Source organism: Duganella paludis (genome assembly GCF_054461335.1).
The window spans coordinates 4279029-4297939 of record NZ_CM136922.1 but is presented as its reverse complement, the minus strand read 5'-3'; the positions used below and the strand labels follow the sequence as shown (position 1 = coordinate 4297939).

At 63.0% G+C, this 18911-nt stretch carries 14 protein-coding genes; 6 read left to right on the top strand and 8 right to left on the bottom strand.

The window, feature by feature from the left end; genetic code table 11:
- Window positions 1–8: 8 nt before the first annotated feature.
- From ACXZ1M_RS19055 to ACXZ1M_RS19045, 3 genes are all read right to left on the bottom strand, one after another.
- On the bottom strand, window positions 9–965 hold the full coding sequence (locus tag ACXZ1M_RS19055) for a DUF979 domain-containing protein (RefSeq protein ID WP_459049214.1): 957 nt from the start codon (window positions 963–965) through the stop codon (window positions 9–11).
- Window positions 962–1651 carry a DUF969 domain-containing protein gene (locus tag ACXZ1M_RS19050; RefSeq protein ID WP_459049213.1) on the bottom strand — a complete coding sequence of 230 codons (690 nt, stop codon included), beginning with the start codon at window positions 1649–1651 and terminating at the stop codon, window positions 962–964. Before ACXZ1M_RS19050 ends, ACXZ1M_RS19055 begins: the two co-directional genes overlap by 4 nt.
- A gap of 69 nt (window positions 1652–1720) precedes the next feature.
- The gene (locus ACXZ1M_RS19045; RefSeq protein WP_459049212.1) at window positions 1721–3997 is read right to left on the bottom strand and encodes a TonB-dependent receptor; all 2277 of its coding nucleotides are present in this window, start codon (window positions 3995–3997) and stop codon (window positions 1721–1723) included.
- A 388-nt stretch (window positions 3998–4385) separates the two neighbouring features.
- Between ACXZ1M_RS19045 and tal the strand changes: the two genes are divergently transcribed.
- The 5 genes from tal to ACXZ1M_RS19020 all read left to right on the top strand — a co-directional run bounded on the left by tal (window position 4386) and on the right by ACXZ1M_RS19020 (window position 10203).
- Window positions 4386–5459, top strand: coding sequence for a transaldolase (tal, locus tag ACXZ1M_RS19040; protein WP_459049211.1), 1074 nt, complete (start codon window positions 4386–4388; stop codon window positions 5457–5459).
- An 88-nt stretch (window positions 5460–5547) separates the two neighbouring features.
- A complete protein-coding gene (locus tag ACXZ1M_RS19035) occupies window positions 5548–6543 on the top strand; it encodes a BMP family lipoprotein (RefSeq protein ID WP_459049210.1) in 996 nt (331 codons plus the stop codon).
- Between the two features lie 75 nt (window positions 6544–6618).
- Window positions 6619–8148, top strand: coding sequence for an ABC transporter ATP-binding protein (locus ACXZ1M_RS19030; RefSeq protein WP_459049209.1), 1530 nt, complete (start codon window positions 6619–6621; stop codon window positions 8146–8148).
- A complete protein-coding gene (locus tag ACXZ1M_RS19025) occupies window positions 8145–9224 on the top strand; it encodes an ABC transporter permease (protein ID WP_459049208.1) in 1080 nt (359 codons plus the stop codon). The genes ACXZ1M_RS19030 and ACXZ1M_RS19025 overlap by 4 nt, the downstream gene beginning before the upstream one ends.
- A 7-nt stretch (window positions 9225–9231) precedes the next feature.
- Window positions 9232–10203, top strand: a complete 972-nt coding sequence (locus ACXZ1M_RS19020) for an ABC transporter permease (protein WP_373990723.1) — start codon at window positions 9232–9234, stop codon at window positions 10201–10203.
- Here the strand turns inward: ACXZ1M_RS19020 and ACXZ1M_RS19015 are convergent.
- Window positions 10200–10544 carry a c-type cytochrome gene (locus ACXZ1M_RS19015; RefSeq protein ID WP_459049207.1) on the bottom strand — a complete coding sequence of 115 codons (345 nt, stop codon included), beginning with the start codon at window positions 10542–10544 and terminating at the stop codon, window positions 10200–10202. The genes ACXZ1M_RS19020 and ACXZ1M_RS19015 overlap by 4 nt on opposite strands.
- Window positions 10545–10678: 134 nt before the next feature.
- Here ACXZ1M_RS19015 and ACXZ1M_RS19010 point away from each other — a divergent pair, with 134 nt between their 5' ends.
- A complete protein-coding gene (locus ACXZ1M_RS19010; RefSeq protein ID WP_459049206.1) occupies window positions 10679–11947 on the top strand; it encodes an EAL domain-containing response regulator in 1269 nt (422 codons plus the stop codon).
- 179 nt (window positions 11948–12126) lie between these two features.
- Here ACXZ1M_RS19010 and ACXZ1M_RS19005 read toward each other — a convergent pair whose 3' ends face one another.
- From ACXZ1M_RS19005 to ACXZ1M_RS18990, 4 genes are all read right to left on the bottom strand, one after another.
- Entirely contained in the window at window positions 12127–13185 is a 1059-nt protein-coding gene (locus tag ACXZ1M_RS19005; RefSeq protein WP_459049205.1) for a S1/P1 nuclease, read from the bottom strand.
- On the bottom strand, window positions 13182–14405 hold the full coding sequence (locus ACXZ1M_RS19000; RefSeq protein ID WP_459049204.1) for a phospholipase D-like domain-containing protein: 1224 nt from the start codon (window positions 14403–14405) through the stop codon (window positions 13182–13184). The genes ACXZ1M_RS19005 and ACXZ1M_RS19000 overlap by 4 nt, the downstream gene beginning before the upstream one ends.
- Window positions 14406–14440: 35 nt before the next feature.
- Complete coding sequence (locus ACXZ1M_RS18995) at window positions 14441–16153, bottom strand: bifunctional metallophosphatase/5'-nucleotidase (protein ID WP_459049203.1); 1713 nt, start codon at window positions 16151–16153, stop codon at window positions 14441–14443.
- A 176-nt stretch (window positions 16154–16329) separates the two neighbouring features.
- A complete protein-coding gene (locus tag ACXZ1M_RS18990; RefSeq protein ID WP_459049202.1) occupies window positions 16330–18711 on the bottom strand; it encodes a TonB-dependent receptor in 2382 nt (793 codons plus the stop codon).
- Window positions 18712–18911: the final 200 nt, after the last annotated feature.

Genomic DNA, 18911 nt, shown 5'->3' with positions numbered 1-18911 from the left:
AGAGCGTCTCACATATTCATCAAAAAATAAAGCAAAGCAATATTTGCTAACAATATCGGCAACGCCGTGGGCACCTGAATTTTCACCACGGCGTTCTTGTCGGGCAGTTCGAGTAGTGCCGCCGGAACAATGTTGAAGTTGGCCGCCATCGGCGTCATCAAGGTGCCGCAGTAGGCGCTGAACATGCCGATCGCCGCCATCACCGCCGGGTTGGCGTGGTACACACCGACCAGCACCGGAATGCCGACGCCGCCGGCCATCACCGGGAATGCCGCAAAGCCGTTGCCCATGATGATGGTGAACAGCGCCATGCCGACGCAGTACACCGCCACCGCCACCAGCCGGATATCCATATTGATGTACGAGGTCACCACGTGCGCCACCGCCTTGCCCATGCCGGCCTCGGTGAACAACAGGCCCAGCACCGCCAGCATGTGCGGCAGCACCACCGCCCAGCCCAGATGGTCGATCAGGCGGCGCGATTCGCGCATGGCTTGCACCGGCGTCGAGCGCGTCAGCCAGCAGGCCGTGGCGACGGCGAACAGCGAGCCGATGCCCAGGCTCACCAGCGTCAGATTTTTCGGGTCGAGCAGGAACAGGCCGTCCCATTTGACGTCCTTGAACAGCGTGGAGCCGATCACGGTGGTGAGGGGAATCAGCAGCGCCGGGATAAGCAGTTTATTGCCGAGCCGCTGCGCGCTGCTGCGGCGCTCCTGCTCGCTGCGGTCGCCGTAGCGGCCCAGCGCCACGCCGCCGAAGCCGGCGATCAGCGCCATCACCACCATCAGCACGCCGGCCGCCACCGGCGGCAACTGCTCGCCGGCCAGGTAGATCACGGCGTACAGGCCCCAGAACAAGGCGCTGCTGTAGCGCTTGGGATTGTGCTGGTCGCGCAGCGCCATGTAAGCGACCACCAGCAGCATCGCCCCCAGCACATAGTAGAAATAATCGAGCGTGACGATCATGCCGCGCTCCGGGCAATCTGTGCGTCGAGCCGGTACAGCCGCCACGAGTGGATGACGAAGGCGCAGATGGCCGTCGGTATGCCCCACAGCGCCATGTGCAGCGGATCGACATCGATGCCCTCGCCGTGCAGGATGGTTTGCATCAGCACGATGGCGCCGAAGGCGACGAAGATATCTTCGCCGAAGAACAGGCCGACGTTGTCGGTGGCGGCGGCCATGGCGCGGATGCGGTGGCGCATCTCCAGCGGCACATTCGGATAGCGCACCTCGGCCGCGCCTTCGGCCATCGGTGCGATCAGCGGCCGCACCATGCTGGCGTGGCCGCCGATGCTGGTCAGCCCGAAGGCGGCGCTGAGCTCACGGATCGCCAGGTAGACGATCAACAGGCGGCCGGTGGTGGCGGAACGGATGCGCGCGATGGACGCCTGCGCATGCTCCTTCAGGCCGTGACGCTCCAGCAAGCCGATGGCGGCGATCGGCAGCAGCAGGATCAGCGGCAGGTTGCGGGTCTTGATGAAGGCTGTGCCCAGCGTGGCCAGCAACTGCTCCATCGGCATGGCGGCAGTGATGCCGGTGACCACGCAGGCGGCAATCACCACCAGCACCGGGTGCGCGCGCAGCGCGAAGCCAAGAATGATAACGGCCACGCCCAGCAGCGGCCACAGGTTGACGACGGTGTGTTCCAAATCCGGCTCCCCAATAAAAAAATCCCCGCCCACCTTGCGGCGTGCGGGGATTCTAAAGCAAAGTCCGGATTAGAAGTTGACCTTGAAGGTTGCGCCGTAGGTGCGTGGCTCGTTCAGCATGCCGGTCATGTTGTTGAAATCGATCGCGCTCAGCAGAACGATTTCGTTGGTGATGTTGCGGCCGAAGGCTGCCACTTCATACTTGCCGTTGCCCCACTTGTAGCCGACGCGCACGCCGCCTTCGGTCAGCGGCTTGGCGGTGTACTCGGTGGCGGTGTACAGGAAGAAGTTGTACTTGCTGCGGTAGCTCCAGTCGGTCAGCGCGTACAGTTCGCCGTTGGCCACTTCGGTGCTGTACTTCAGCGTGAAGTTGGCCTGGTGACGCGGTGCGCGCGGCAGGTCGTTGCCATCGATCAGCGAGTAGCCAGGGTAGCCGACCGCCGGCGCGCCGGTCGGCGTGCAGCCCAGGCCGGCGTTGTTGGCGATGTTGCCGCAGTAGGCGATACGGACATTCTTGTCCTTGATCTCGGTATCGTTGAAGCTGTAACCGACGCTGCCGCTGAAGCCGGAGCCGAGGTTGGCCTGCAGGTCCAGTTCGATACCTTGGCCGGTGACCTTGTCGGCATTCAGCAGCTTGTTCAGGTTGATCGTGCCGCTACCGGCGGTCAACTGCTTGTCCTTGACGCGGTACTGGAACACTGCCGCGCTCAGGCGCGCGCGGCGGTCGAACAGATCCTGCTTGACGCCGGCTTCAAACGACAAGGCCCGTTCCGCACCGGCCTGCGACGGCAGGTTGTCCAGGCTGTCCAGGCGGCCCTGCATCGACGGCGCGCGGTAACCGGTCGCCGCGCGGGCGAACAGGTTGGTGGCCTTGCTCAGCTCATAGGTGCCGCTGGCATCCCAGCTGACGTTGGTCGATTTGCTGTTCAGGGAGTGCGGCAGAGTGACCAGCACGTTGCTGGCGTTGAAGTCGGTGCGCGCAGCCAGGAAGTCCTTCTTGTCGTCGGTGTAACGGATGCCGCCGCGCAGCTTCAGCTTGTCGGACACGGCATAGTTCACCGAGCCGAACGCCGCCCAGGATTTCGATTTCTGGTATTGCTGGGCGTACGGTATTTTTTGCGGATTGCCCGGCGCCAGCGAGTCGAACTGGATACTGTCGATCTGGATCGCTTCATTGAAGTAGTACAGGCCGCCGATCCATTGCAGCGGGCCGCTGTAGTTCGACTCGGCGCGGAACTCCTGCGAGAACTGCTTGTGGTTCGGCAGCAGGTCGGCGGTCTCCAGCGAGAACGGAATCCGGCCCGGACCATACGGCGGCGCGTACACGGCGCCATAGCCGCCGTCGACGTCGGCGCGGCTGTTGAACTTCAGTTTTTCGTAGCCGGTGATCGAGTGCAGCGTGATGTCGGCCAGGTTGTACTTCAGGCGGACGCTGCCGCCCTGGGTCTTGAGCTTCTGGTAGTTGATGCCGTCGCTGGCGTAGGAGTCGTAGTCGAAACCATCGGCCAGGCCGTTGCTGCCAGGCTTCATGATATTGGCGCGGAACAGCGTGGCGCTGCCGTGGTAGTTGCGCTGGTGGTAGTTGAACAGCGCGTCGAAGTCCTTGTTCGGCTTGACCAGCGCCTGCAGGCGGAAGGCGTTGTCGCCGTAGCCTTCGAAGTCCTGGGTGCCCTTGTTCGGGGTCGGATTGGTGTTGTGCACGCGGTTGTCGCGGTGCTGGCTGGTGCCGGCGAAGCGCAGCGCCACGGTGTCGCTGACCGGGATGTTGAACGCGCCTTCCGCCGTCTTGGCCGAGTAGTTGCCCACGCCCAGTTGCAGATAGCCTTCCTGCTTGAAGACCGGCTTGGCCGAGTCGAACTTGATCACGCCGGCCGGCGAGTTGCGGCCGAACAGCGTGCCCTGCGGGCCGCGCAGCACCTCGACCTGGTCGACGTCGAACACGGGGAAGCCCTTGAGCATGGCGTTTTCCATGACGATGTCGTCCATCACGTAGCCGACCGGCTGCGAGGCGTTCAGGTCGAAGTCGGTGTTGCCCAGGCCGCGAATGTAGAAGCGCGGGAAGGCACGGCCGTAGTCGGATTCGATGTTCAGCGACGGCGAACGGCCGGACAGCACGCGGATGTCGCCGGCGCCGGAAGTCAGCGCGTCCAGCTTGTCGCCCTTGATGGTGGCGATCGACATCGGCACGTCCTTGATGTTTTCCGCGCGGCGCTGCGCCGTCACGATCACGGTTTCCAGCTGGTCTTTGCCAGTGGTTTCGGTGTCCTGCGCGTATGCCAGCGGCAAAGTGCTGGCGACAGCCAGTGCGATCAGCGACCGCACTGCGAAACTGCGTTGCTTGCTCATATGTCCTGCTCCCGTCATTGTGTAGTTGGATTTTTCTTGTTAAATGTGTATCGAAACTGAACGATAAAGCATATCGATATACAAATTATCAACCATGCTAGCACGGAAAAAATGACTGCAAACCCAGCTTTGGAAGGATCTTGATTCATATCTATTTTGAATAAATAGCCAAGAAAAAACGAATTTGTCCTACATATCGGCGCTAGGGCATAGTAGTGGACTGCCCTGAACCCTAGGGCGGAAGCCACTTTCCCTATGGGAGAGGGCACAAGCAGCGGCCCGCCACTGCGTGTATTTTTTTCCAAACGGACAAAAAAGCAACAAGATAAAAAAATTTAATTCGGCGGGCCGTGTTGTTGCAGTGCGACATACATTCTTGGAACGGTAGATGAACAACATGCTCGAACACAGCCGGCTGCAGGCAGTCGGCGCCCTGGGACAACAAATCTGGCTCGACAACATGAGCCGCGACCTGTTCGCCTCCGGCCGGCTGGCCGCGCTGATCGCCAACGACGGCATCCAGGGCCTGACGTCCAACCCGGCCATCTTTTACCAGGCGATCCAGCACGATGCCGCCTACCGAGCCGCCCTGCCGCTGCTGCGCACCGCGCACGCCACGCCGGAAGCGCGCTTCGAAGCGCTGGTGATTCCCGACGTCCAGCGCGCCTGCGACCTGTTCGCGCCGCTGTACGATCACAGCGACGGCCGCGCCGGCTTTGTCAGCTTTGAGGTGTCGCCGCGCCCGGCGCATGACGTCAGCGCCACCGTGACCGAGGCCCGCCGCCTGTGGAAGCTGATCGCCCGCCCCAACGCCATGATCAAGATTCCGGCCACGCCGGCCGGCATCGCCGCGCTGGAGGAAGTGACCTACGCCGGCATCAACGTCAACATGACCCTGATTTTCAGCGCCAGCCAGGTGCAGGCGGTGCGCGCCGCCCACCGCCGGGGCCTGGCACGCCGCTTGCAAGACACTTTGTCGGTGCAGCGCATCGCCAGCGTCGCCAGCGTGTTCATCAGCCGCATCGACGTCGCCGTGGACGCCCTGCTGGCGCCGGCCGATCCGCTGCGCGGCCAGGCCGCCATCGCCGCCGCCCGCATCGCCTATGCGGACTGGAAGAACGACAGCGGCTTCGGCGTGTTCGCCGCCTTCGGCGCCACGCCGCAGTGGCTGCTGTGGGCCAGCACCGCCACCAAGACCGCCGCCGAGCGCGATGTGCGCTACGTCGAGGGCCTGATCGGGTCGGACACCATCAACACGGTGCCGGACGCCACCCTGGCCGCCTTCCGCGACCACGGCGTGGCCGAGGTCGCGCTCGGCACGAATGTGGACGCCGAACGCGCCGTGCTGGCGCAACTGGCGCACCAAGGTATCGATCTGGAAACAATCGGGCAGCAATTGCTGGCCGCCGGCCTGCAGCAATTCGAGCAAGCTTTTAGCAAGTTGCTAGCACTTACCGAGTGAAATCAGGGATTTAGAGGAATTAAACGAGGCGGGATTATATGTTTCGGCCAATAAAAATATACAATATCGATCTTCCAGGAGCCTATTCATGAAACTTTCACAACTTAGTTTGACGGTTGCAGCACTGTTTATCGCTGCCAGCGCGTCCGCGGCTGACCCAAAGCTGGGCATCGTGTATGACGCAGGCGGCAAGTTCGACAAGTCGTTCAACCAGTCCGCTTTTGAAGGCGCCACGCGCTTCAAGAAGGAAACCAATATCAGTTTCATCGAGGTGCAAGCCTCCAGCGACACCCAGGCTGAACAGGTGATGCGCGGCCTCGCCCGCAAAAACCTCGACCTGATCGCCGCCATCGGCTTTGCCCAGCAGGCCGCCGTGCAAAAGGTCGCCAAGGAATTCCCGAAAGTCCATTTCGTGCTGATCGACGGCGTGGCGCAAGGCGCCAACGTCAACTCCATCACCTTCAAGGAAGAAGAAGGCTCCTACCTGGCCGGCGTGGCTGCGGCCATGGCCTCCAAGTCCAAGAAGCTGGGCTTCATCGGCGGCGTCGACATTCCGCTGATCCGCACCTTCGCCTGCGGCTACACCCAGGGCGCCAAGGCCGTCAACCCGAAGGTGGAAGTGACCTCGAACATGGTCGGCACCTCCTCGGATTCGTGGAACAACCCGGCCAAGGGCGGCGAACTGGCGCGCTCGCAGTTCGATCGCGGCGTCGACGTGGTGTTTGCCGTGGCCGGTGGTTCGGGCCTGGGCACGCTGCAGACCGCCAAGGAAAAAGGCAAGCTGGCCATCGGCGTGGATTCCAACCAAAACCACCTGTACCCGGGCAGCATCCTGACCTCGATGGTCAAGCGCGTCGACAACGCCGTCTACGACTCCTTCATGCAAATGAAGAACGGCACCTGGAAGGCCGGCGTCACCGCCAAGGGCCTGAAGGAAGGCGGCGTGGACTGGGTGCTGGACGAGCACAACCGCAAGCTGATCACGCCTGAAATCGAGAAGCGCGTGCTGGGCGCACGCAAAGACATTATCGACGGCACGGTCAAGGTCATCGATATTCGTTCGGGCGCAGCCTGCCCGGTCTAAAACCTGTTTGAACACGAAGCGCGCCGCCGGGGATAGCCCCGCGCGGCGCGTTTTACTTAAATAAAAAACGATCCTATGCAGCCAGCAGTAGAATTTCGCGGCATCTCCAAGCATTTCGGAGCTGTAAAAGCGAACACGGACGTCAACTTCACCATCGCCAAGGGGTCCATCCACGGCCTGGTGGGCGAGAACGGCGCCGGCAAATCGACCCTGATGAGCATCCTGTACGGATACTACCGCGCCGACGGCGGGGAGATCCTGCTCGATGGCCAGGCGCGTCGCATCCACAACAGCCAGGAGGCGATCGCCCTCGGCATCGGCATGGTGCACCAGCACTTCATGCTGGTCGAGAACATGACCGTGCTCGACAACGTGATGCTGGGCAGCGAAGGCGGCTTCAAGCTCAAGTCCAAACGCGCCAAGGTGGAAGCGGAGTTGCGCGAGATCTGCACCCGCTACCGCCTCGACGTCGATCCGCTGGCCACCATCCACGATTTGTCGGTGGGCGCGCAGCAGCGCGTGGAGATCCTCAAGCAGATCTACCGCAGCGCCAACATCCTGATCCTGGACGAGCCGACCGCCGTGCTGACCGCACAGGAGACCGAGTCGCTGTTCGAAATCCTGCGCCTGTTCAAGGAACAGGGCAAGACCATCATCCTGATCACGCACAAGCTGCAGGAGATCCTCGACATCACCGACACCGTGACGGTGATGCGCGGCGGTCGCGTGATCGGCGCCGTGCCGACCGCCGGCACCACCAAGGAAGACCTGGCCAACATGATGGTCGGCCGTCCGATCGAAAACAACCTGCCGCGCGCGCCCTACAACCCGGGCGCGCCGGTGCTGCACGTCGAGCAGCTGCAGCTGCTCGACGACCAGGGCGTCAAGCTGCTGGCCGACATCGGCTTCACGCTGCGCGCCGGCGAGATCGTGGCGATTGCCGGCGTCTCCGGCAACGGCCAGAGCGAGTTGATGGAAATCCTGTCGGGCATGCGCCTGCCGTCGTCCGGCAAGCTCGAATTCCTCGGCAAGGAACTGCCGTTCAAGAACCGCTCGGATGCCGACGGCCTGCCGCGCACCTTCCGCGACCTGGGCATCGCCCATATCCCGGAAGACCGCCTGCGCGACGGCGTGGTGAAGGCCTTCTCGGTCATGCACAACACCATCCTCGGCTACCAGGACAAGCTGAAAGGCCGCTGGGGCCTGTTCGACTTCAAGGCCATCGCCGCGCGCTGCGACGCGTTGATGAAGAGCTTCGACGTCCGTCCCAACAACCACGACCTGCGTATCGGCCTGCTCTCGGGCGGCAACCAGCAGAAGGTGGTGATCGCGCGCGAAGTGCTGGCGCAGCCGAAGCTGATGCTGGTCGGCCAGCCGACGCGCGGCGTCGACATCGGCACCATCGAGAGCATCCACACCCAGCTGCTCAAGCTGCGCGACGAAGGCGTGGCCATCCTGCTGGTCTCCGTGGAGCTGGAAGAAGTGCGCGCGCTGGCGGACCGTATCCTGGTCATGTGCGGCGGCCGTATCACCGGCGAACTGAAAATTGAGGAATTCGACACCACCCGTATCGGCTTGCTGATGGGGGGCATGCATAAATCATGAACAACCAAGACCTGCCACGCTGGGCTACAGCGTTTGTAATGCCCATCCTGAACCTGCTGTCGGCGCTGCTGGTGACCGCGCTGGTGATCCACCTGCTGGGCGAAAGCCCGATCGAATCGCTGCAGATCCTGGTCAACAGCGCCGTGATCAATCCGGAAGGCCTGAGCTACACGCTGTTCTACGCCTCGACCTTCATCTTCACCGGCCTGGCGGTATCGATCGCCATGCAGGCGGGCCTGTTCAACATCGGCGCCGAAGGCCAGATGTACTTCGCCGGTTTGGGCCTGACCTTGGCCATGCTAACCTTCGACAGCACGCTGCCGTTCTGGCTCCTGATCCCGCTCGCCATGCTGGGCGCGGCCCTGTTCGGCGCGCTATGGGCCTTCCTGCCCGGCTACCTGCAGGCGAAGCGCGGCAGCCACGTGGTGGTGACCACCATCATGTTCAACTACATCGCCGGTTCGCTGATGAACACCGTGATCGTGAAATACCTGGTGCCGCCGGGCGAGCAAAATCCGGCCAGCCGCGTGTTCTCGGCCGCCGCTGAAATGCCGCGCCTGAACCAGTGGTTCCCGATCCTGGGCGAGACGCCGCTCAACGTCAGCTTCTTCCTGGCGATCCTCGCGCTGGCGATTTACGGCGTGGTGGTGGCGCGTTCCTCGTGGGGCTTCAAGCTGCGCGCCACGGGCTTGAACAAGCATGCCGCGCACTATGCCGGCATCCGCATCAGCAAGATGATCATCACCGTGATGCTGATCTCGGGCGCGCTGGCCGGCCTGGGTTCGGTCAACTCGATCATGGGTTCGACCCACTACCTGTCGCTGAACTTCGTCGGCGGCGCGGGCTTCATCGGTATCGCGATTGCGCTGATGGGCCGCCAGCATCCGGTCGGCATCTTCCTGTCGGCGGTGCTGTTCGGCGCGCTGACGCAAGGTGGCTTCGACCTGTCGCTGGAAAAGCAGAACATCCCGCCGGAGATGGTGGTACTGGTGCAGGGTGTGATCATCCTGTTCTGCGGCGCGATGGAAAACCTGTACGGCCCGGCGATCGCCAAGCTGCTCAAATTGAAGAAGTGAGGACGATATGACTTTTGACGACCTGCATATCGGCAGTATCCTGGTGTCCACCGTGCGCAATGCGCCGGTGCTGATTTTCGCCGGCATGGCCGGCCTGTTCGCCGAACGTTCGGGCGTGATCGACATCGGCCTGGAAGGCAAGATCCTGGCCTCGGCGTTCGTCTCGGCCGCCGTTGCGTTCACCACGCAGAACCCGTGGTACGGCGTGATGGCCGGCATTCTGGTATCGGTGCTGCTGGCGACCCTGCAAGCCTACGTGGCGATCACCCAGAAGGGCAACCAGCTGGTGGCCGGCATCGCCATCAACATCGCCATGAGCGGCCTGACCTTCGTGGTGGCGCAGTACATCTTCCAGCAGGGCGGCCGCACGCCTGACCTGGGCGCGGCGCGCCTGTTCGACGTGGTGCTGCCCGGCTCCGCCGCGCTGGAAGGCATTCCCTTCATCGGCTGGGTGTATGCGCACCTGATCGGCGGCCACTCGGTGCTGGTGTACCTGGCGTTCGCGCTGGTGCCGCTGGTGCACTGGGTGGTCTACCACAGCCGCTTCGGCCTGCGCCTGCGCGCCTGCGGCGAGAATCCGCACGCGGCCGATGCGGCCGGTATCAGCGTCGAGCGCCAGCGCTACATGGCGATGCTGATCGCCGGCGTACTGTGCTCGTTCTCGGGCGCCTACCTGGCGATCGTGCAGAGCGGCTTCTTCCTGCGCGACATGTCGGCCGGCGCCGGCTACCTGGCGCTGACCGCCATGGTGTTCGGTAACTGGCGTCCGCTGCACACCTTCCTCGGTTGCCTGATGTTCGGCTTCTTCGCGGCGGTGCAGATCCAGATCGAAGGCGTCGAACTGCCGGTGGTGGGCCGCCTGCCTGGTTCGCTGATCCAGATGGTGCCGTACGTGCTGACGGTGATCGTGCTGGCCGGCCTGATGGCCAAATCGGTGGCGCCGAAAGCACTCGGCACGCCGTTCGTGAAGTCCCGTTAAAAAGTCTTCAAATAGGACAGCAGGTCGGCGACCTGCTGTTCATCCTTGATCCCCCAGAACCGCATGCTCGTCCCCGGCACCACGTCGTGCGGCGCGCGCAGATAAGCGGCCAGCGTCTTCTCATCCCACGTCAGTCCCGACTTCCTCATCGCCTCGGAATATTTAAAGTCCCTGGTGACCGCCGCGCGCCGCCCGAGGATGCCGTTCAACTGCGGCCCATAACCGGCGCTGGCATACGGCCCCACCGCATGGCAGGAAGCGCAGCGCTGGAACAGCACCGCACCCCGCTTGGCATCGCCGGCCGCACCGGCCTGCCCCGCCACCAACAATGCGAGCAGCATCCATCGTCTACAGTTCTTCATCACGCGCAGAAAAATATCTCCGGAAAAGTTCAGTCAGTTGAATTCGGTCGATGGATGGCCTGTATACACTGCGCCAGCCGCGCAATTCCGCTCCGCTAGTTGACCCACCCGCCATGATATATCCATCTTCCGCTTTTCAAGCCGCCGACGCCAGGCCTTTCCCGCCCTGGGCTGGCGCCACCGCGCTGGTGGTCGAGGACAGCCTGACGCAGCGCGCCCACCTGGCCTCGCTGCTGCAACAGCTGGGCTTTGGCCTGGTGCTGGGCGCGCGCGACGGCTACGAGGCGCTGCGCTTGCTGGAGCAGCCGGAACACGATGTGTTCCTGGTGGTGAGCGACCTGGCGATGCCGGGCATGGACGGCATCGAACTGAGTTGCCAGTTGATCGACCGCCAGCTGGTGCCCAAGCTGGTGGTGGTCAGCGCGCAAGACACGCGCCTTCTGGATCTGGTTGAAAACATGCGCCGCACCGATGCCGGCGGCGTCCTGCTCGGCGCGCTGTCCAAGCCGGTGCAACTGGCGCCACTGGAAGCGCTGCTGAAACAGCGCCCCGCCCCGCCCGGCGTGCTGGCGCCGCCCGACATCCCGCAGGTGACGGAGGCGGAACTGGGCGCGGCCCTGAAGCAAGGACAGTTTGTACCGTGGTTCCATCCCAGGATCGGCATGCGCGACGGCGAACTGAAAGGCGTGGAGGCGTTGGCGCGCTGGCGGCACCCGACGCGCGGCCTGCTGGAACCGCAGCACTTCATCGCGGCGCTGGAAGGCTCGTCGCTGCTGGCCGAGTTTACCCTGGCCATCGTCCGCCAGGTGCTGGTGCAGCTGGCCCAGTGGCAGCGGACGGTGCTGCCCGGCTTGACGGCGTCGATCAACCTGCCGGCCGGCATCCTGGGCGAACGCCGCTTCGTCGATCGCCTGGCTGCGCTGACGGCGTCCACCGGCATCGCCCCCGCCACGCTGGTGTGGGAGGTGTCGGAAACCATGGTGATGCGCCAGCCGCTGCCCACGCTCATCAACTTGGGACGCCTGCGATTGATGGGTTTCGGGCTGGCGATGGACGATTTCGGCATCGGCTATTCGTCGGTGCGGCAACTGGCCCGCTGCCCGTTTACGGAATTGAAAATCGACCGCGTTTTCGTCGACGGCGCCACGCGCTGGCCGCACCGGCGCGCGGTGCTGTGCTCGGCCATCGAACTGGGACAGCGCTTCAAAGCCACCACCGTGGCCGAAGGCGTGGAGACCGAGTCGGACTGGCTGCTGCTGCGCCAGCTCGGCTGCGAACAGGCGCAGGGCTATCTGCTGGCGCTGCCGATGCCGCCGGAAGAACTGATCGACTGGCAGCAGGACGCACGCGAACGCCTGCACGCGCTGGCCGCCATGACATAGCATCGGATTGCGCTTGGGAGTGGAGGTAGTCAAAGCGTAGCCCCCATGCGTCGGGGTCGCGGAGGAAAGCGTGCGGGCAGACGGCTCGCCTGCCTCGACGAGCCGCTGGAACGCTTGCTTTACCCCGCACGGCCAAGCGGGGTCTGACCCGCAGGGTCAGACTCCAATACGCTTGGGGGTCAAGGCCAGATCGCCTTCAGCACAGCCGCCAGCTGATAGCCGCCCTGAATCAGCTGCGACCTGGCCGCCGCCGACGATGGCACGGGATAACTGTCCGGCACCATCAGCGTCCAGGTGTTGTACACCTCACCCGTGGTCTTGCTGGTCTGCTGCGACATCGCACCCGGCGTGACGTCGGTGTAGGCCAGCTTGGCCACCACCAGCGTCTTGTCGGCCCACTGATACGGCCACGTCACCGGATCGCCGCTGTTCGGCGCCACCATAGGATTTTCCGCAATGACCATCTGCGCGAACTGCTCCGGCGAGCGCGCGCCGATACGGCGGAAGGCGTAGTTCACCACCGTGGTATCCCAGTACGAGTGGAACGCGCGCGTGGCCTGCGGCGTGCGCGGCGGCGTGGCCGGCTTTTCCTCCACCGGCGCCGCCGGAATCAGCTGCGTGCTATTGGCCGTCAGCTTGATGTCGTCCAGCTGCAGATTATTCCCGCCCGAAGTACCAAACGCTTCCTTGTCATCCAGCTGCTTCTGCGTCGCCACCACGAAGCCGCCGTTCTTGCCGACATAGCCTTCACCCACATGCAGCGGCTGCGCAATGTCACCACTCAGGTGCGTCAAAATCAGCAGCGCCTGGCGCGGCGTGAAGTTGTGCGGGTTGGTGGTGGCATCGCCCTTCCCCTGCAACACCGCGATGCACTGCTTCGAAGTCTGCACGATGTCGTGGCCGTGCGTGCCGACGCCGTTGTCTTCATAGTGCGACAGCTGGAACGGCACGTCGGTGTAGTGGTACTCGCTATGCTTCGGATTGGCGGCGGTGTAAGCCACCATCTCCTCCGTTTGCGGGCCGCAGTATGTGCCCTTCACGCAGTCCGCCCAGGAGGCGACTTTCGCCAGGCTTTCGCCCGGCAGCAGCAAGGCCTGCACCTGCTTCTCGGCGTTGCTGCCCTTGATCAGCTGATCGGCGATCGCACCGACCGCGCGGTGGCCGTCGTTACCCCATGCATGGGCGTTAAAGGAGACAAACGCGCTGCTCAGCGCGAGGATGCATGCAAGCTTTTTCATTCAGGGCTGCCTTTCGATGGCTTGGGATATTGTTTGTTGATGTCCAGCGCTTGTGCGTAGGACGAGTTCCAGATCTGTTCCTGCATGGCCGTCAGCCGCTGCGCCATTTTCTCGTTGCGCATCACCACTTCCAGATTACGCGACAGGTCGAAGTAACCGCCGGACCAGTTGCTGGTGCCTACCCAAGCCACCTGGCCGTCGATCACCATGGTCTTGCTGTGGATGACGCGCGCGAACGGAATGAAACCGGTCGACGCCACCGGCAGCGTCACCACGCGGATCTCCACATTGGGCAACATGGCCAGGCTTTTCAGATACGCCTGCGCCGGTTGTTCCAGGTTCCAGTTGGAGACCATCAGCTTGATCTTGACGCCACGCGTGGCGGCCGCGCGCACCGCGTTGTCGACCACCGCGTAATACGGGCGCGTGCCTTTCGGGCCATAGCTCAGCGGTGCGTAGTCCAGCAGCTGGACGCGCACTTCGCTCTTCGCTTCCGCCAGCAGCGCCGGCAGGCCGGTCTCGGAATCACCCACGCCCGCCGGGTTGTACTGGTTGGGACTAGCCAGAAGGAAGGCGCCCTGGCGGGTATCGGCCATCGCCGTGCGCACGTTCAGCACCGGCGCGATCTGGCCGGCCGAAGTCAGCGCCTGCGCGCGCCAGTCCTGGTTGAAGATGGCCAGCACCTGCGCCACCACTTTCGGATCGCTGATGCGCAAGCCGGTTTCGTGGATGTGCTCAAACGAGCGCCAATCGAAGTTCTGGCTGCCGATGAAGGCGGTCGCGCCGTCCACCACCAGGTACTTGGCGTGGATGATGCCGTTGCCGGTCAGCTTGTTGAAATCCAGGACGCGGAAGTCCAGGTTGGGAATCGCCTTCAGGCGATCGATGGTCGGCTGCTCGGACAGGCCGACGCCTTTCTGGTCGAGCAGGAAGCGGATCTTCACACCGCGCTTGCCGGCCGCCTCCAGCCGCTCCACCACTTTCTCGAACGCGCTGCCCGGCTTGACCACTGCGTAGAACTGGCCGATGACGATTTCGCTTTTGGCGTTGTCGAACAATTCGCTCCACACCTGCACGGCGCTGCGCAGGTCGTCGCTGTGCAGCGAGGTTTCCACCGGTGCGGTCTGCACCAGCTCGTAGCCGGGAATGGAAAATTCGGCCCGCGCCGGCGCCGCCAGAACGGCAGCCGACACCAGCACGGAAAGTAGTATGCGACGCATGATCACTCCTGTAATTCGCTTGTTTGGTCGATTATTTATTGCGCGCTCTTGTAGCGCACGGCCGGCGCGGCGGCGCCGGCGGGTTTCTTATCCTGCTCGCGCTTGATCAGATAGCTGGTCAGCGCGTCGATGTCGCGGATGCTGGTCGGCGCGCGGTTGCTGCCCTTGGTGAAGCCCGGGAAGCCGTCGCCGCCTTCGGCCAGGAAGTTGTTGGTCACCACGCGGTAGCTGCTGTCCATCTGCAGCGGCACGCCGTTCAGCTTCACGCTGCCCGGCAGCACCCGGCTGCCCTCCGGCAGCGCCGGGTCCCACTCGTACCAGAATCCTTCCGACACCTGCAGCAGGCCGCGCTTGGCCTCGCGGCCGCCGATCCACTGCTGCTCCAGCAAATCGACGATCTGCGCGCCGCGCAAATTCATCGCCACCATGGTGTTCCCGAACGGCAGGACCGCCATCGCGTGGCCGAGCGTAACACGGTTGCCTTCCGCCGTTTCCAGATCCTGGCGGATGCCGCCCGGGTTCTGCAGCGCGATCTGCGCGCCGAACGGCCGCCCCGCGTGCAGCATGGAATCGGCCACCAGATCGCCCAGCGCCGATTCGCGCGCGCTTTCCTTTTCGCGCTTCACGCTAGCCACGGCCAGCGTGGCGATCGGCTGCGCCAGCGCGGTGGTGCTGCGTTCGCGGCTTTTCTTCAGGTAGGCTGTCAGCGCGGGATCGGCCGGCCAGGTGCCCGGCACCATCACCTCCTGCGCGGCGCTGAGGTCACGCACCGTGTTGGTCTCGGTGTCCACCGTCAGCTTGATGCGCGACAGGACGTGGCCGCCCATGTCGGCCTGCGTCACCAGGCGGCCATCCACCTTGCACAGATAGCCCTGGTGCGAGTGGCCGTTGATCACCAGGCGGATCGCCGGGTCCAGGCGCTTGACCACGTTGGTGATCGGGCCTGTGAGATTGGCGCATTCCTGCTGGTCGAATTTGTCGGTGGTGCGGCCGCCTTGATGCAGCAGCACGACGAACACGCCCACGCCCTGCTTGCGCAGTTCCGGCAGTTGGCGGTTGATGGCGTCCGCTTCGTCGACGAACTCCAGGCCGGCGATACCGGAGGCCAGCGCCGATTCGGCCGCCTCGCGCAGCACGGTGCCGATGAAGCCGACCTTCACACCGTGCGCGGTCTCGATTTTGTAGGCCGGCAGCACCGGCTTGCGCGTCACCATGTCGATGACGTTGGCGGCCAGGTACTGGAACTGCGCGCCTTGATAAGTGCCTTCGAATTTGCAGGCCCTGTCGGCGCGCGGCGATACGCAGCCGCCCTTCTGCTGACGCAGCAACTCGATGCGGCCCTGGTCGAATTCGTGATTGCCGACCGAGGTCGCGCGCAAGCCCAATAAGTTCATGGCGCCGATGGTCGGTTCGTCCGCCCACATCGAGGAGATGGCGGGACTGGCGCCGATCAAGTCGCCGGCGCCGACCAGCAGCAGCTCGGGATCTTGTTTGCGCCACGCCTGCAGCGCCGCGCCCAGCGTGTCGATGCCGCCGGCCTGGATCACGCGCTCACCGCCGCCGGCGGCGCTGTCCCAGGTGTACTTGCTCGCTTCGAGATTGCCGTGGAAATCGTTCAGCGTCACCAGCTGGATCTCGGTCAGATTCGAATTTTGCGGCAGCGGCTGGCGCCATGCGCAGCCCGCCAATACAGTCGCCAACGAAGCGGCCAGCGCGATGCCGGCAACTGAACTCGGATGTTTAATCATTGCGGTAGTGCCTGTGTTGAATCGGCCATTGTAACGTCCAAACCGCCGCTCGCAGCGCGGTAAATAGTACGTTACAAAAGGCGCTTTCCATGAAAAACACCCTATAAGCCTTGCAACTTATAGGGTGTGTTACGTCCATCCATGAACGGGCCGTCAGGCCCGTCCGGGAAGGTCGATTAGATGTCTACCGACAGGGTCACCGACGCGAAGCGTGGTGCGCCCAGGTAGTAGCGGGTGGCGCCGGAAGCGGCCACGCCCTGGTACGGCAGCGAGTTGACCACGGTGGTCGACGACGGGTTGCGGTACTGCTTGTCGGTCAGGTTGCTGACGTTGACGGTCAGCTTAGGACGCTTCAGCCAGCCGAAGTTGGCGAAGGTGTAGCCGCCGTCCAGACCGTAGGTGGTGTAGCCAGGCGCGACTTCGTCGTTCAGCAGCGAAGCGTACTGCTTGCTGGTTGCACGGGCCTTCACGCGGACCCAGAATGGACCATCCTGGTATTCCACCGACAGACCGGCCTTGCGGGCTGGTGCGTTTGGTGCTTCCTTGCCGGCGGTCGGCAGGATCACGGTGGCGCTGCCACGCAGGTTGTCTTTCAGTTCCGACTTCAGGAAGCCCAGCGAACCGTAGAATGCCCAGCCGTTGATCGGGGTGTTACCCAGTTCGATCTCCAGACCGCTATGCTTCTCACGGCCGATGTTGCGGTAGAAGCTGCGACCGGTGTCAGGATCGAACGCGGTGGCTTGCTTGTTCTTGAAGTCCGTGTAGAACGCGGTCACGGTGGCGATGAACTTGTTGTCCTGGTGACGGTAGCCCAGGTCGCTGCTCCACGAGGTTTCCGGGGTCACGTCAACGAAGGTCGTCGGATTCAGGGTGGCAGGATCCACGACCACGCTGGTGCCGATATTGCCGAACACGAAGTTAGGCGGCGCCTTCATGTTCTTGGCCACCGAGGTGAAGACCTGGTCGTCGTTGGTGATGCGGTAGCGCGCGCCGAACTGCGGCAGCACTTCGCTGTAGTTCAGCTTGTAGCTGTAAGGCTTGACGTTGTTGGCTTCGTCGCCGAAGTTGGTGAAGTCACGCTCGATGTGCGGAGTGCGCACGCCGACGTTGATCTTTACTTTGTCGTCCATCAGGCTGATGGTGTCTTGCAGGAAGGCCTGGTAGGCGGTCGAGATCGAGATCCAGTCGCGGCTGTTGGCGGCATGGCCGTCCGGACGCAGGATTTGGCCGTCTTGCAGCCAAACGTCGGCGCGGTTACCGTCGTTGCCCAGGGCCAGCATCGGACCGGTCTGCTCGTGACGAGCGCGTTCCCACCATACGCCGGTCTTGATTTCGTGGTTTTCCAGGTTGTAGATGAACGCCAGGTTGGCGCCAGGACGCACGGTGCGGGTCACGCTGGCGTTGGCTACCAAGACCGTGTCCAGGGTGTCGCCGTCGCCGTTCAGGTCGACAGCCTGGTCACGCTTGCCGGTGGCCGGGTTGTAGAAACCTTTTTCCGACTGGGCGCGCTGCTGCACGCCGCCGTTGCCGAAGCCGTACCACATGTATGGGGTGAAGGCCACGTCCAGGTTCTCGGTCAGGCGGAACTTGCTGACTGCCGAAGCGACGATGTTCTTGAACGGGTTAACGCCCAGGCCGTAGTACGCCGGCGACTGGGTGGTTTCCACTTGCGCGGTGCCCTTGACCGGGGTCAGGTGACCCTTGAAGGTGTCGGCGTAGTCGAAGTAGTAACCGTTGGCGTTGATCTCGGCCAGGGTCAGGTTGTTGATGTTGTTGTTGACGGCCTTGTTGTACAGGATGGTCGCGTGGATGTAGTTGAAGCGGTCCCAGTCGTAGTTCGCACCGAAGTCGATGTGGTTACGATTGGCTTCGCCCTTGCCCTTCCACTTGTCGGCTTCAGCGTGCGAAGCGGAGATGAAGGCCGTGAATTTGCCGTCCAGGATCGCGCCGGTGTCGTAGCGCAGGAAGGTCTTGTTCATGTTCAACTGACCGAAGGTCTGCATGGCGCGCACGCGCTGGATCTTCTCCGGTGCACAGGTGCTGATGCCGAAGTTACCGCCGGTGGCGCCAACTTGCGGCGAGTCGACGTCGGTCGAACCCTGGGTCACGAACTGCGAGCAGGTGTTTTCCTGGTCAACGTATTCTTGTGGGTAGATGGCGAAGTTACCCGAGTCATTCACTGGCACGCCGTTGATGGTGGCGCCGATCTGGTCGGAGTTGAAGCCGCGCAGGGTCATGCCGCCGCCGAACAGGCCGGTCGCATCGTAGTTGTAGCTGTTGACCGCTGGCAGCATCTCCAGGGCTTCATAAGCATTGCCGGTTGGACGCTGCTTTTCCAATTCTTCCGAGGTGATGGTCGAACGTGCTTTTGGCGCGTCTTCCGTCACCATCAGGCCCATACCGAGTTTTTTACCGGTAATGACCACTTCGGACTTGGCTGGCGCTGCGGCCGGTGCTTCGGCCTCTTGTGCAAAAGCGGAACCGGCCGCCAGAGCAGTCAGATGGGCCGCCACGGCGATTACGCTCAAGCGCAAGACCGGAGATTGTTTGGATTGCATTGAAAACCCCTTAAGAGTGTTATGTGAAAACTGTGAATAACTAACGAAATCTGATGTGAAGAGCTGTTTTACCTCTGCACCAACGTGAGAGTTTATCTGAGCTAAATGACCGCAGTATGACAATAAAAGTTGTCAATTTACTCTAACTGACTATAACTATTGCATGGTCATACACCCGCGACAAATACGTTTTTACTAAG

What these genes read in the sequence shown, in the direction of transcription:
- ACXZ1M_RS19055 (WP_459049214.1), bottom strand. Translation starts at nt 965, where the DNA reads ATGATCGTCACGCTCGATTATTTCTACTATGTGCTGGGGGCGATGCTG.
- ACXZ1M_RS19045 (WP_459049212.1), bottom strand. Translation starts at nt 3,997, where the DNA reads ATGAGCAAGCAACGCAGTTTCGCAGTGCGGTCGCTGATCGCACTGGCT.
- tal (WP_459049211.1), top strand. Translation starts at nt 4,386, where the DNA reads ATGAACAACATGCTCGAACACAGCCGGCTGCAGGCAGTCGGCGCCCTG.
- ACXZ1M_RS19035 (WP_459049210.1), top strand. Translation starts at nt 5,548, where the DNA reads ATGAAACTTTCACAACTTAGTTTGACGGTTGCAGCACTGTTTATCGCT.
- ACXZ1M_RS19030 (WP_459049209.1), top strand. Translation starts at nt 6,619, where the DNA reads ATGCAGCCAGCAGTAGAATTTCGCGGCATCTCCAAGCATTTCGGAGCT.
- ACXZ1M_RS19025 (WP_459049208.1), top strand. Translation starts at nt 8,145, where the DNA reads ATGAACAACCAAGACCTGCCACGCTGGGCTACAGCGTTTGTAATGCCC.
- ACXZ1M_RS19020 (WP_373990723.1), top strand. Translation starts at nt 9,232, where the DNA reads ATGACTTTTGACGACCTGCATATCGGCAGTATCCTGGTGTCCACCGTG.
- ACXZ1M_RS19015 (WP_459049207.1), bottom strand. Translation starts at nt 10,544, where the DNA reads ATGCTGCTCGCATTGTTGGTGGCGGGGCAGGCCGGTGCGGCCGGCGAT.
- ACXZ1M_RS19010 (WP_459049206.1), top strand. Translation starts at nt 10,679, where the DNA reads ATGATATATCCATCTTCCGCTTTTCAAGCCGCCGACGCCAGGCCTTTC.
- ACXZ1M_RS19005 (WP_459049205.1), bottom strand. Translation starts at nt 13,185, where the DNA reads ATGAAAAAGCTTGCATGCATCCTCGCGCTGAGCAGCGCGTTTGTCTCC.
- ACXZ1M_RS19000 (WP_459049204.1), bottom strand. Translation starts at nt 14,405, where the DNA reads ATGCGTCGCATACTACTTTCCGTGCTGGTGTCGGCTGCCGTTCTGGCG.
- ACXZ1M_RS18995 (WP_459049203.1), bottom strand. Translation starts at nt 16,153, where the DNA reads ATGATTAAACATCCGAGTTCAGTTGCCGGCATCGCGCTGGCCGCTTCG.
- ACXZ1M_RS18990 (WP_459049202.1), bottom strand. Translation starts at nt 18,711, where the DNA reads ATGCAATCCAAACAATCTCCGGTCTTGCGCTTGAGCGTAATCGCCGTG.